This window comes from Streptomyces cyaneochromogenes, assembly GCF_003963535.1.
GTDB classification, from domain to species: domain Bacteria; phylum Actinomycetota; class Actinomycetes; order Streptomycetales; family Streptomycetaceae; genus Streptomyces; species Streptomyces shaanxiensis.
In genome coordinates this window covers 10471963-10485037 of sequence record NZ_CP034539.1, presented here as the reverse complement: position 1 = coordinate 10485037, position 13075 = coordinate 10471963, and the positions used below count along the sequence as shown (strand labels likewise).

Genomic DNA, 13075 nt, shown 5'->3' with positions numbered 1-13075 from the left:
CAATCTGTCACCGACAAGCCCATGGGGGTCTCGTGACACAACGCCCGCCCGCCGGATCACTCAGAGGGTTACGCCGTATCGCGGCCCTCACCGCACTCGCCCTGACCGTCCCACTGACGGCCACCACCGCCGAGGCACACAGCGGCGTGGAGACCGCCCCAGGCAATCCCGTCATCGCCTGGAACATCCACGCCCAGACCGCCATCTACGACACCGCCAAGCAGTCGCCCACCACCAGCACCCGCAGCTTCGCCATCGTGCAGGGCGCCGTGTACGACGCGGTCAACGCCGTCGCCGGCCGTCCGTACGAGCCCCTGGTCAGCGCGCCCCGCAGCCGCCCCGGGGACTCCACCGCCGCGGCGGTCGCCGCGGCCGCCCACGACACGCTGCTGTGGCTCTTCCCCGGGCAGGCCGAGTCGCTGAACGCCCGGTACGACGAGGCGCTGGCCGCGATCCCCGACGGCCGCACCGAGGACGGCGGGGTGGCCGTCGGCAGGGCCGCTGCCGCGGCGATGACCGAGAGCCGCCGTGACGACGGCTTCGACCCCACCGCGCGGTGGACCGTCGGCACCGAGCCGGGCGAATACCGGCTCACCCCGCCCGGCTACGTCGGCGTCGGCGCCTGGGTGCCGAACCTGAAGCCGTTCGTCGTCCCCGATGCCGGCGCCTACCGGGTCAAGCCCCCGCCGGCCCTGACCGGCGCCGCCTGGGCCCGCGACCTGAACGAGGTCAAGAGCCTCGGCGCGGCCACCAGCACCGTCCGCACCGAGGACCAGACCGAGGCGGCGATCTGGTGGGACGACCCCCGGATGGTCGAATGGTCGATCACCCGGCAACTCGCCGGCGCGCACCACCTCAGCAGCCTCCGGACGGCCCGGCTGCTCGCCATGGTGTACGTGGCCTCCGCCGACACCCTGATCGCCTGCTACAAGGCCAAGGCGCACTGGAACTTCTGGCGCCCAGTGACCGCCATTCCGCTCGCCGGCACCGACGGCAACGCGGCCACCGATCCCGACCCGGACTGGACACCACTGCGGGTCACCGCCCCGTCGCCGGAGTACCCGTCGGGCCACGCCTGCTTCACCACGGCGGTCATGACGGCCCTGGGGTCGTACTTCGGCCGTGACGACCTCACGTTCGCCGCGTACAGCCCCGCCTCCGGCACGACCCGCCACTACGACAGCCTTCAGGCGGCGACAGCCGAACTCCTGGAGGCGCGAATCTGGGCCGGCGTGCATTACCGCTTCGCCTCCGAGCACGGGCACCGGCTCGGGCTGACGGTCACCCTCGACGTCCTGAACCGCGCCTTCCAGCGGCGCTGACGCGGCCGCCCCTTCCACCACCGCCGGGAGGACAGCTCGGGACAGCACCGACACCGGCGCCCTGGCCAGCCGCCTCGAAGCCGACAGATACCGCTTACGGCCGGGCCGTCACCGTACCCGGTCATGCTGCCTGGTTGTTGCGGGCAGGGTGCGACACTGAGCATCCAACGGAGTTCCTCGTGCGACAGAAGGATCTTGGTCAATCTCCTGTCTATGGGGAACTCCGTTGCCGCGTGGGGCTTCCGCCGGACAACCACCCAAATCGGGGCAGAGTTCACAGAGCTAGAACCCCAGCAGACCCGCTCCCCAACCCCCGCCACCTGCGGTAACACGCTAAGTAACCGACATTGCTGGTCAGCAGTCCAGCGCGTCTTCGGCGCGCGCCGGGGGCACGGTAAATCCGGGCGCGCGCCGGAGGTGCTTCTGTGGGCCCTGCTGGGCGCGAGCACCTTTCGGGATCGTGAAGGGGTCGTTCCGGCCGAAACCGATGCCTCTGTGATGCTGTGCAGCTCGCTGGTCAGCATGGTGCTGAGGGCCGACCACGGGAACCGTGGAGTGTTGCTGTGAGCACGTGCGTCAGAATCCCTGATCCACCCCGGCCCTCCCGGGACGGCGTTCCTTTTGGCCCTTCACCGGTGGAAGGAGCGGGCCGTGGACGTGCTGCATGAACGCTGCGCGGGTGTGGACATCAGCAAGAAGTACGCCAAGGCGTGCGTCCGGACGCCGAGCGCGAAGCGCCGGGGGGCGTTCACCACCGAGACGACCACCTGGGCGTCAACGACGAACGCGGTACTCGCCCTGCGGGACCATCTGCTCGCCGCGCTGGTGACGCTGGTGGTGATCGAGGCGACCTCGGACTACTGGAAGCCCTACTACTACGTGCTGGCCGAGGACTTGAACGTGATCCTGGTCAACGCCCGGCAGGTCCAGAACCTGCCCGGCCGCAAGACCGACGTCTCGGACGCCGCCTGGCTGGCCCAGCTCGGCGCCCATGGCCTGGTCCGGCCCTCCTTCGTCCCGCCCCAGCCGGTGCGCGAGCTGCGGGATCTGACCCGGGCCCGCACCACCGTCACCCGGGAACGCGGCCGGGTGGTCCAGCGCCTGGAGAAACTGCTGGAAGACACCGGCATCAAGCTCTCCGCGGTCGCCTCCGACATCATGGGCGTCTCCGGCCGTGCCATGCTCGAGGCCCTCACCGCCGGCGAACGCGACCCGCAAATACTGGCGGAGCTGGCCAAGCGGAAGCTCCGCAACAAGATCCCCGAACTGACCGAGGCTCTCACCGGGCGCTTCCGCGAGCACCACGCGTTCCTGGTCCGTCTGTATCTGGACCAGTACGACCAGCTCACCGCCATGATCTCACCGAATGGCACACCGACAAGGGCTCCCGCCGAGCGCCATGCAGCGGGACGGCGTCCATTTCCGCTGCCGGCCAGTGCAATTCGGGGGTCAGCGGATGCCGTCTTGGAGGGTCACGTTCTTCCCGCATGGTGACGGCCACCGGGCATGGCAGGTCCGGGGGAACCTGTGGCGGCTGCACACCGAGCGCGAGTCGCTGCGCGCCGCGATCCGGGCGTGGCGACGGGGCGACGCGGCGCTCGACCGTCAGCGCCTGCGGGATTTACGGAGCGGCTGAGGATCCTCAACCGCGAGCACAGGGCGGGTGTCGAGCACATCCCGCTGCTAGAGATCTTTAATGGCTGAGGTTACGGCGGTTGGAGGTTGAGTCCGGTCTTGGCGATGAGGCCCTCGATGAGGCGGGGGCGGTACTGCATCCGTTTGAGCCGGGTCTTCACCAACGCGGTGAGTTGGTCGAGGCTGCGCTTGGTGAGGTTGGCCAGAGATCTTTTCAGGTGCGACCAGACGCCCTCGACAGGGTTGAACTCGGGAGCATACGGCGGCAGCTGGTAGACGGTCAGCCATAATCGGGCGGCGATCATCTCGCGCATGGTGCGGCTGACGTGCGTGTTCAAGTTGTCCCATACCAGGATGATCGGCCCGCCGAGCTGCTGGTGCGCGGCATCCAGCAGGCGGGCGTAGTCGGTCTCGGTAAAGCCTTTGCGACGGCCCTTGGCGGGACCGCGGTCGAGGTGGATGCAGTAGATCAGCCGAGGCCGGTGGCCGACCTTGGTGCAGATCAGCCCCGCCATGGAAACGCGTTTGGTGCCGTGGGCGGTGACGTGCACGACCGGTGTGCGGCCCCGGCGGCCCCAGGTGCGGCCCTTGGGCGGCCTCAGGCCCTGGCCGGCTTCGTCCTCGAAGCAGAGCCAGGCGCCCAAGTCCGCTGCCCTCTTTTATGACGGGCCACTGCTCACTCTTCCAGGCGGCGATCTTCGCCTCGTCGCGCTCGGTAGCCTTGCGGGAGGGGATCTGCACGCTCCAGCCGATGCGGTGCAGCAGCAGGTCCAGCCCGGCCAGGGTGTACTCGACACCGAAGCAGCGGCGCACGATCTCGGCAATCCTCGCCAGTGTCCAGCACTGGTCGGGCCAGCCCGAAGCGGCCGGGCCGGCATCCAATGCCGCTTCCAGGAGACGGAGTTGTTCCACATCGAGCTTGCAGCGGGCGCCGCCGGGGCCCTTGGAGACCAGAGCCTGCCGACCGCCTGAAGCCAATGCCCGCCGCCACCGGTTCGCCGACATCCTGGTAACCCGGAGCTTCCGGGCCACCTGACAGTCACTGGCGCCTGCCTCGATCAGATCAGCGGCTGCCAATCGCACTCGCTCACGTCGAGTACGTTCCTCGGTCGTCAGCCCACCACCATCGGGATACCTCATCCCTCCGGCACAGCGAGGCTTACGGGGCGGAGTTACCCAACAGGTGGTTCGCTCGCTCCGTGCGCAGGTGGAGCGCCGTGCGGCCCTTGCGTTGCGTCGACACTAGGCCCGCCCCACGCAATGCGCCCAAGTGTTGAGAGACCGCGCTCGGGGTGATGCCCAGCCGACGGGCGAGGGTCGCCGTTGTAAGGGGTTCCACCAGGGCGGCGAGCACCGCCGTCCTGGCGTGGCCCAACACCGGGGCCAAACCCGCCAGTACCTGAGGGGGAGGCTCCCAGAGCAGGCCGACGCCCACCGCCGGGTAGCGGATCGACGCGGCTGTGACCGGGGACTTGTCGACGCCCACGTTCGGCCAGTTGAAGACGCTGGGCAGCAGGACCAGGCCATGCGCGCCAGCGTCCACCGTGTAGACCGAGTGCGGGGCGCGCCGACCGTGCACGACCAACTGGCCACCGTCCCAGGCGATATCCCGGTGCAACTCGGCGAACAGCGCCTGGACTCCACCGTCCACCAGGGTGAGTGCGCGCCTACCGACGTCGGCTTCCAGCACCGCGCGCATCCGACCCCACTGCGGAGCGATCAGCAGCTCGTGGCAGCGGTGGAGCGCCTCCGCTAGCCGCGGCAGCACCGCTGCCGGCCCGGGGATCTCCTCGGCTGGTACGCCCACGACGGCGCCGTACTCCTGCCGGAAGAAAGCCTCTTCCGTGGTCCGCAGCAGGTCCAGCTCCGTCGCCATGGAAGGCAGCCGCTCCTGTGGCACCGGGAACAGGAACGACGGCAGCGCCCCAGCGATCAGCGCCCGCAGCAGCGGCAACTCACGCTCACCTGCCAGTAGCGGACGCGCCCTGCGCACCCACGGCTGATGCACCGCATGCCCGCCCGTACCCAACAGGATCCGCAGCGACAGCACCGTCTCGCCCAGTGGCGAGATGGCGAACCGTACCTTTGCGACCGACGCCGCGGTGAACCTGATCTCGACCGCCATCCGTGCCGCCCCATCATGTAGCTGTAGCTAAACGATAGGCCGACACCAGTCGTCACCCCCACGCTGTCCGGCATGGAAATCTTCACCTCATACGACGGAACCAAGCTCGCCTACCGCGTAGTCGGGGACGGCCTGCCTGTGGTCTGCCTACCGGGCGGACCACAGGAGTCGGCCTACCTGGGCGAGCTCGGCGGCCTGTCCGCGCACCGACAGTTGATCACGCTGGACCTTCGCGGCACCGGGCGGTCCGCGATGCCTGCGGACATCACCTCCTGCCGCTGCGACCGGCTCGTCGACGACGTAGAGGCCCTTCGCGAGCATCTGAGGCTGGACCGGATGGACCTGCTCGCACATTCCGGCGGCGCGAATCTGGCCGTGCAGTACCTGGGCCGCTATCCGGAACACGTAGGCAGGCTCGCGCTGATCACGCCGAGCGTCCGGGCCGTCGGGATCGCGATCACCGGAGAACTGCGGCGCGAGACCGTCCAGCCGCGCCGGGACGAGCCGTGGTTCCCGGAGGCGTTCGCGGCCCTGGAGGCAATCGGGGCGGGCCAGGCCACCGCCGACAGTTGGCAGGCCATCGCGCCGTTCTCCTACGGCCGCTGGGACGAGGCGGCTCGGGCCCACAAGGCTGCTGAGGACGAGCAGATGAACATGGAGGTCGTGGCTGCCTTCAATGCCGAAGGCGCCTACGCCCCGGACGCCACCCGCGCGGCGCTCGCCCGGCTCGAGTCACCGGTGCTCGTGCTCGCCGGCGAGGTCGATCCGGGTGCCCCTCCGCCCGTGATGGCCGAATTTGCCGGGCTGTTCCTGAACGCCGAGTTCGCCGTCCAGCCAGGAGCCGGACACTTCCCGTGGCTCGATGACGCGGACCGGTTCGTGGCAGCCACCGTGGCGTTCCTGGGATAAGCCATCACGCGGCGCCATAACCTCCGCCGTCAAAAATCCAATCTCTAGTGCCGCGTCAGGCAACGTTCGCCCTGGTGATGTCCTTACTGGCACCGGAACGGTTACGTGTCCGAGCCTGAACTTTGTCGGCACTCTGGCCAGTGCGCGCTGAACGTTCCCATCCGGGACGGATCCCGGTCGGCGAGTCACGGAGTACAGGCGGAGGTATCAGCCAAGGTGCCGAGCGAAGAACCGCAGCGTGCTGTCTATCTCGAATGCCGGGACCTCACCGTGCTGGCCGGGGTTGGCGTGCAGCGTCTTCTCGGTTGAGGCGAAGGCGTCGAACAGTGCCAGGCTCTGGGTCCGTGGCACTCGCTCATCATCCCACTGCACGAGAAACTCCACCGGGACAGTAATCCGCGCGGCGGTCTCGGCTGGCACCTCAGCACCGCCCAGGCCCAGCACCGCCGCCCGGACCCGGGACTCGGCGGCAATAAGCGGGACCCCAATCACGCAGCCCAGCGACACACCCCAGTAGCCAACTGGGCCGATGCCAACATGACTGAGCTTCTGGATCGCGTTGAGGACTGTCTGCCATTCCGGCACAATCTGGCGGACGACGAGCGCCTGGAAGCTGGCGATCAGCGGAGCCAGTCCCACACCGGCGTCAAGTCGGGCCTCGTACTCGGTTGCGATCCGGGTGAACTCCTCATGTTCTGGCCGGTCACCGTGGCTGGGCGCATCGACCGCCACCACGGCGAAACCGCATTCGGCCACGAAACGGCACGCACGGTCCACGATGCTGGGGGCCTTCTTGTTCTGACCGCCGCCGTGCCCCATTAAAATCAGGGGGCGGGTCCCGTCGGCCCCTCGTGGCGTCCATAGCACGCCAGGGATGTCGCCGAGGAGAAATAGCTGTTCAAAGACGCCGTCGGACGACGCCTCAGAGGTAAAGCGCATAGCGTTTCGGACCTTTCGGTATGCCTGCTGCGGGCGCTTTCTAGTGTGATGCGCCGCAAATCACGAGTCAGGCGACGTTGGCCTTGTCCACGACGGCGCGTAGGCGCCGGTCGTCGGCGTAACGGTTTCGCCAGATGTTGTAGCGGCGGATCATGCTGCCCTGTTTCTCGTGGCTGGCGTGGTCGGTACCGTCGAGGGTGCAGTGGCGCAGGGCGGTGAACTGGGCTTCGATGCGGTTGAGCCAGAAACTGTTGGTCGGGGTGTAGGCGATCTCGACGTGTAGGTCGCCCGCCGCCCGCGGCGCGGTTCGCGGTCGGGGTCCTTGTGTTTGCCTCCGCGTTCGGCCCACTGCTGGCCCGGGTGAGGCATCAGGTTGATCGGCCCGAACTCGTCCATGCAGAAGATGACTTCGGGCGCGCCCTCCTCAGGTATGACCTCGCCGTCGGCGATCGCGTTGGGACAGTTCGGCGGTGTAACCGGAGCGGGTGTTGCCCGCGGTTTCGTTCCAGGCGGTTGCGGTCCCGGTGTGCAGGTTGAGCAGGTCGGACAACGTTTGCGGGTAACCGGATCCTTGCCCGGTACGTGCAACGGCTACTGAGATTTTCGGCCTAGGGTGACAGTGATCTCGTGGGTGGGTGTGTCCCTGGAGGATGCGGTATCCCGATGGGGGTGGCCTGATCGCGAAGCAGCGGGACCGGCGGGAGCAAGTGCGGTTTGAGGCTGCCGAGTTATTCGCGCACGGGGTGACACCGCCGCAGGTCGCGCGGCGGTTACGGGTGTCACGCAAGTCCGCTTATGCCTGGCATGCCCGCTGGTGGGACAGCGGTGGGGCAGCTGCTGCGGCCGCCGAAGACGTGCACCTGGTCCCGCCGAGGCTGTCCGCCCCTGGCCCGGGTCCGGGCGGCCGGCTCGGGCCGTATCTCCATGGCGGACCTGGTCTGCCGCAAGGCCGGTCAACGCACCCGGCTGGTCTTCCGGATGCTGGTCCACCACGGCCGTAAAGGTGAGAAGAAGGGCTTTCGGGAGAGAGACTTCGCCTCGTTGCTGGACTCCGCCCACCAGCAGCTCGGCGGCAACATCGTGCTGGTCTGGGACAACTACAGCCACCACGTCGACGCCGCCATGCGCGAACTGACCGGGAAACGGCCGTGGCTGACGGCCTTCCGCTTCCCGACCTACACCCCCGACCTCAACCCGGCCGAGGGCGTGGGCGCACTTGAAGAAGAGCCTGGGCAACCTCGCCCCGTGCAGTATCAATGACCTCGCCGGGCTCGTCCGCACCCGCCTCAAACGGATGCAGTACCGGCCCGACCTGCTCGACGGGTTCATCGCCGACATCGGACTGATCACGACGCCACCATGACGTCACCCAACCGAAAACCTCAGTAGCCCAGCATGCGACAGGCCGCAGAGGCGCGGGACGGCCCGCGACGGCGGGCGGGGTCCGGTGCGATAGTCCCGATGCGGAAGCGGCGGTCGCTTGACCTCCGCGTGAGGGCCTTACCCGCACTGCGTCGAAAGCGTCGCTTCGGTACACGCTGCCCGTCGCCGACTGCGTCTGTATCCCCCTGGTTCTGCACACAGAATCAGCACGGAGGGCGCCGTGCGTGGTCCAGTTCGGCGCCCTCCGCTGTCCGTCGTCGGCCTTTTGCGCTATGACCAGGGCAGGACCAGGGCGCCCCAGGCGACGACGGGGCCGAGGGCGACGATTCCGCCGGTGTAGCCGATGACCTGGCGGTAGAAGCGACGGGCGTCCACCCCACGGGCGTTGCTGAGGACGAGTGCTCCGTTGGTCGAGAAGGGCGAGGTGTCGACGATCGTCGTGGAGACGGCGAGCGCGGCGATCAGTCCGGCGGCGCTGAGGTGGCTGGAGAGCAGCAGCGGTACGGCGATGGGGATGATCGCTGTGAGAATCGCGGTGGAGGAGGCGAAGGCGGAGGTGATGGCCACGGTGAAGCACAGCAGCAGGGCGACGACGAGCGGGGCGCCCAGGTTGGCGGCATGTTCGGAGATCTCCTCGATGATGCCGGCCTTCTCCAGCATCGCGATGTACGTCATCATCCCCGCGACCAGAAGCAGGGTGGACCAGCTGACGCCGTCCACGGCCTTCTCCTGCCGCTTCATGTCCACCAGGGCCAGCAGGGCGCCGGCAGCCAGCGCAAGGAAGCCGATCTCCAGGTGGAAGCCGAGCGCGCCGACGACGAGGGCCACCAGAGAAGCAAGGGTGAGCCACTGCCGCCAATCGGGCCTGCCGGAGACATCGAGGTCCTCGTCGTCGGCTGCCTCCGCGGCGCCCTCGACCAGCGGGGCGGGACGCTTGGCGAGCAGGGCGTAGGTGAGGATCGAGAGCAGCAGGTTGATCACGAAGCTGGCGCTGAACAGCGCGACGGCGGAGACCTGCAGATCGGTCTTGTCGACGAGGCCGAGCACCAGCGCTCCGGAGACGGCCAGCGGGGAGAACGCCCCCGCGTGTCCGCCGCTGATCACCATCATGCCGACGACCAGCGGGTTGAGCTTGTAGCGGTAGGCGAAGTTCATGCCGATCGGTGCGAGGATCGCGACCGCGGCCGGGGTGAACGTACCGAACGCCGTCAGCAGGGCGGCCACCAGGAACAGCACCCAGGGGATGAGCTGCACCTTGCCGCGTACCAGCCGCACCCCGGCCGCGACGAGCCAGTCGATGGTGCCGTTGCGGCGCGCGACGGAGAACAGGTAGGTGACTCCGACGATGGTGACGAAGAGCTTCGCCGGGAACCCCTCGAAGATCTCGTCCTCGGTGAGGCCGAGCGAGGCGGTCCCGACCGCGAAGGTGGCGACGAAGGCGAGGATGCCCAGGTTGATCGGCAGCACGGTGCCGACCACGAACATCACCAACAGGGCGCCTATGGAGATCACTTCAGCAGACATCTTTGTCCTTGGTGCGGTGGGGACGGGGTGGCGCGCCCCGCGGGGCGCGAGAGTATCCCGGTGCGGACGGCTGGGAGCCGGCCCGACCGAGGTGATGTTCGTCGCGGCTCAGGCGGCTTGCGGGCTGCCTGCTTCCGGTACGTAGATGCGGGCGTCGGCGAGCAGACGGGCCGCGCGCTGCACGGTGACCCGGCTCGGCACGCCGTCCCTCACATCGGTGCAGCGGACCGCGACGACGCCGGCGGGCGTGCCGAGGCGCAACCACTCGTCGGTCGGGCCGCCCGTGATCCTGGAGACCACGGACCCCTGCAGCAGCCCGGCCGCCGCGACGGCGACGGCAGAGGTCAGGCCGATCGCGGGGTGCGGGGCGTTCATGCTGAGCATGCGCACCGACACGTCGTAGTCCTCGGCACCGATCGGTTCACCGAGGGTGGTGGTGTACGGAACCGGCGGGCCGACCAGGCCCACCTTGGGCACCGCGTCGCCCGGTTCCTCGCCCGGCCGGAGCAGCCCCATCAGGGGTGCGGCGGTATGACGGACGGTGCGCAGCCAGGAGACGTCTGCGGTCATCCGCTCCAGTGACTCGGCACCGGTACGCCCGGCACCGGCGGCGTCGACAAGGACGACTGGCGCTCCCGCGGTCACCATGCTCACGCGTACCGGCTCGGCGTCGCCGACCCGCAGGTCCTGGGCGGCCTGGCCGGTGGGGAGCAGTAAGGCAGTGCTACCGGCGGGGTCGCGGAAGGTGAGGCCGACCGCGACCCCGCCTGCACGGGTGCCGGGTACCGTCTGGCGGCCGAAGTGCTGCACCACGCCTCCGGGGGTCTCGACGATCCCTTCGAGGACCGCGCCGGTATTGGTGTTGCGCATCACCACGCGCGTCCGGTCGCCGGTGACCGGAACCATTCCTTTGGTCACCGCGTACAGGGCGACGCCGGTGGCGCAGTTGCCGCAGTTGCTCGTCCACTCCACCGAGCCCGTCCCGATGCCGACTTGGGCGAACAGGTAGTCGACGTCGACGCCGGGCTCGGGTGAGGCGCTGACCACGGCCGCTTTCGAGGTGGTGGGGGTCGCCCCGCCCACACCGTCCAGCTCCACGGGATCAGTGGCGCCGTACGCGGCGACCAGCAGCCTTTCGAGGTCGCCACGGTCGGTCGGGACTTCGACCTGGTTGAACAGCCAGCACTTGCTTGTGCCGCCACGCACCAGGGTCGCGGGAATGTGCACGTCTGAGGCTCTTCCTGGGTCAACGGAGGTAGGGAAAAGGGCCGAGGCAGCGGTTACGGGCGCATTGCGGGCCCGTGAACCGCTCGGCGATTGCGGAGACCTTCGCAGAGGCATGACTTCGGAACAATCGCAGTTCGCTTCACCTGGGTTTAGCTCAGCTAAAGTCGACGGCATGCTCAACGTGCGTCGCCTGCTGCTGCTCACCGAGGCCACCGAACGCGGATCACTCACTGCCGCGGCGGAAGCCCTCGGCATGACCACCTCCGCCGCCTCCCAGCAGATGTCCCTGCTGGAGCAGGAGGCAGGGCAGCCCCTCATCGAGCGGCTGCCGCGTGGTATCCGCCCCACCCCGGCGGGTGCCGCGCTCGCCGAGCGAGGTCAGGCGATCCGCCGTGAACTGCGCGCAGCACAAGCTGACTTGGACTCGTTCACGGCCCTCGACCAGGGCACCTTGCGGCTCGGTTCCTTCCCTACGGCGAGCGCGTCCCTGCTGCCGCTCGTGCTCACCCGCTTCCGCCGCCGCCACACCGGAATCCGCATCGAGGTGCGCGCCGGGGTCCTCGCGGAGCTCCGCGAGATGCTGCACACCGGCGAGGTGGAGCAGGGGCTGCTCTGGGACTACGAATGGAACCGCCTCGACGATCCGGCGCTCGCCCTCACCCACCTGCTGGACGACCCCACGGTGCTGGTCGTCCCTGCCGACTCACCCCTGCGTACCCATCCCTCCGTGCGCCTCGGTGACCTCGCCGACCAGGAGTGGATCATCCGCGCCGACAACCACCCCGTCGCCGACGTCCTGCGCCGAAGCTGCCGCCAGGCGGGATTCGAGCCACGCATCGCGTACTCCTCGCACGACTACCAGGAGGCGCAGGCCATGGTCGCCGCCGGTCTCGGCATCGCCCTCGCACCCCGCCTGGCCCTCACCAGCCGACGCAGCGACGTACGCCTCCTGCCGTTCGCCTCCGACGTCCCGGCCCCCACCCGCCGCATCCTCCTCGCCCGCGCCGCGGCACGCCCTGCCACCCCACCCGCCCAGGCGATGGCCCGCGTTCTGCGCACGGTGGCGCAGCGATTCACCGCCCCAGACCTGCACCGGGCCCAGCTCGGGGCGGTCCGGCGGGGCTGACGCTACGGCCACGAGCTGCGCCCCCAGCCAAGCCGCGAGTTGCCTTGCACGTCGACGTGGTGGCTGTAGTTGTCCCAGACCGGCACGATGTTGCCGCCGAGCTGCTGGTGGGCGGAGTCCAGCAACGAGGCGAAGTCTCTCTCCCGAAAGCCCTTCTTCTCACCCTTACGGCCGTGGTGGACCAGCATCCGGAAGACCAGCCGGGTGCGCTGACCGGCCTTGCGGCAGACCAGTCCCGCCATGGAGATACGGCCCGAGCCGGCCGCCCGGACCCGGACGAGGGGCGGACAGCCTCGGCGGGACCAGGTGCAAGCCTTCGGCGGCCGCAGCAGCTGTCCTGCCTCGTTGGCAAAGCGCAGCCGGGGGTCCTGGTCCCTCACCGTCTTTCCACCTGCGGCCACGTCTCCTTGATCCGCCTGGCCACGGCCTTCTCGTCACGCTCGGCGGCCCGGCGCACCGGCGCCTGCACCGAAAAACCCAACCTGTGCAGAATGCGCCGGGTCTGCGCCGAACTGAAGCGCACATGCAAGCGCCGGGCGATCACCGTGGCCACCCGGGCCAGGGTCCAGCGCTGGTCCTCCGTCCAGCCGTGCGCGGCCGGCCCCTTCTCCAGCTCCGCCGCCATCCAGGCCCGCCACTCCGGCTTCGTCCGTGACGGACACTCGGACGGCCCTTTGCTCCGCAGGGCCTCAACACCGCTGTCCCACCAGCGGGCATGCCAGGCACAAGCGGACTTGCGTGACACCCGTAACCGCCGCGCGACCTGCGGCGGTGTCACCCCGTGCGCGAATACTCGGCAGCCTCAAACCGCACTGGCTCCCGCCGGGCCCGATGCTTCGCGGTCAGGCCACCCCCATCGGGATACCGCATCCTCCAGGGACACAC

8 protein-coding genes and 4 pseudogenes are annotated in these 13075 nt (G+C 69.0%); 5 read left to right on the top strand and 7 right to left on the bottom strand.

All coding sequences use genetic code 11. The annotated features are described in order from the left end of the window. The first annotated feature begins 32 nt into the window (after nucleotides 1-32). Together EJ357_RS47075 and EJ357_RS47070 are read left to right on the top strand one after the other, a co-directional pair. Nucleotides 33-1322 (top strand): vanadium-dependent haloperoxidase, encoded by a 1290-nt coding sequence (locus tag EJ357_RS47075; RefSeq protein ID WP_126398899.1) that lies wholly within the window; start codon nucleotides 33-35, stop codon nucleotides 1320-1322. A 651-nt stretch (nucleotides 1323-1973) separates the two neighbouring features. Next, nucleotides 1974-2684, top strand: a pseudogene (locus EJ357_RS47070) (IS110 family transposase); the annotation flags it as partial. A gap of 344 nt (nucleotides 2685-3028) precedes the next feature. Here EJ357_RS47070 and EJ357_RS51040 read toward each other — a convergent pair. Together EJ357_RS51040 and EJ357_RS47055 are read right to left on the bottom strand one after the other, a co-directional pair. After that, nucleotides 3029-4097 (bottom strand): IS630 family transposase gene (locus EJ357_RS51040; RefSeq protein ID WP_456114830.1). Its coding sequence is split into 2 segments (ribosomal slippage): nucleotides 3029-3611 and nucleotides 3610-4097, totalling 1071 coding nucleotides; the frame shifts between segments, so codons are not numbered across the junction. Nucleotides 4098-4116: 19 nt separating this feature from the next. Next, a complete protein-coding gene (locus tag EJ357_RS47055) occupies nucleotides 4117-5082 on the bottom strand; it encodes an ArsR/SmtB family transcription factor (protein WP_126398895.1) in 966 nt (321 codons plus the stop codon). 72 nt (nucleotides 5083-5154) lie between these two features. On the opposite strand from EJ357_RS47055, the gene EJ357_RS47050 reads away from it, so the two are divergent. Continuing rightward, on the top strand, nucleotides 5155-5991 hold the full coding sequence (locus EJ357_RS47050; protein ID WP_126398893.1) for an alpha/beta fold hydrolase: 837 nt from the start codon (nucleotides 5155-5157) through the stop codon (nucleotides 5989-5991). Nucleotides 5992-6198: 207 nt separating this feature from the next. Here EJ357_RS47050 and EJ357_RS47045 read toward each other — a convergent pair whose 3' ends face one another. Together EJ357_RS47045 and EJ357_RS47040 are read right to left on the bottom strand one after the other, a co-directional pair. Then, nucleotides 6199-6930 (bottom strand): dienelactone hydrolase family protein, encoded by a 732-nt coding sequence (locus tag EJ357_RS47045; RefSeq protein WP_126398891.1) that lies wholly within the window; start codon nucleotides 6928-6930, stop codon nucleotides 6199-6201. A 67-nt stretch (nucleotides 6931-6997) separates the two neighbouring features. Then, nucleotides 6998-7383 (bottom strand): annotated as a pseudogene (locus EJ357_RS47040) (IS630 family transposase); the annotation flags it as partial. Nucleotides 7384-7580: 197 nt separating this feature from the next. On the opposite strand from EJ357_RS47040, the pseudogene EJ357_RS51035 reads away from it, so the two are divergent. Further along, nucleotides 7581-8293, top strand: a pseudogene (locus tag EJ357_RS51035) (transposase). A gap of 290 nt (nucleotides 8294-8583) precedes the next feature. Here the strand turns inward: EJ357_RS51035 and EJ357_RS47025 are convergent. Both EJ357_RS47025 and EJ357_RS47020 read right to left on the bottom strand, forming a co-directional pair. Next, nucleotides 8584-9837 (bottom strand): SLC13 family permease, encoded by a 1254-nt coding sequence (locus EJ357_RS47025; RefSeq protein ID WP_228472849.1) that lies wholly within the window; start codon nucleotides 9835-9837, stop codon nucleotides 8584-8586. A gap of 108 nt (nucleotides 9838-9945) precedes the next feature. Next, complete coding sequence (locus EJ357_RS47020) at nucleotides 9946-11064, bottom strand: PrpF domain-containing protein (RefSeq protein WP_126398887.1); 1119 nt, start codon at nucleotides 11062-11064, stop codon at nucleotides 9946-9948. A gap of 172 nt (nucleotides 11065-11236) precedes the next feature. Between EJ357_RS47020 and EJ357_RS47015 the strand changes: the two genes are divergently transcribed. Next, nucleotides 11237-12190 (top strand): LysR family transcriptional regulator, encoded by a 954-nt coding sequence (locus tag EJ357_RS47015; RefSeq protein WP_126398886.1) that lies wholly within the window; start codon nucleotides 11237-11239, stop codon nucleotides 12188-12190. Between the two features lie 26 nt (nucleotides 12191-12216). Here EJ357_RS47015 and EJ357_RS51030 read toward each other — a convergent pair. Then, a pseudogene (locus tag EJ357_RS51030) lies at nucleotides 12217-13060 on the bottom strand (winged helix-turn-helix domain-containing protein); the annotation flags it as partial. Nucleotides 13061-13075: the final 15 nt, after the last annotated feature.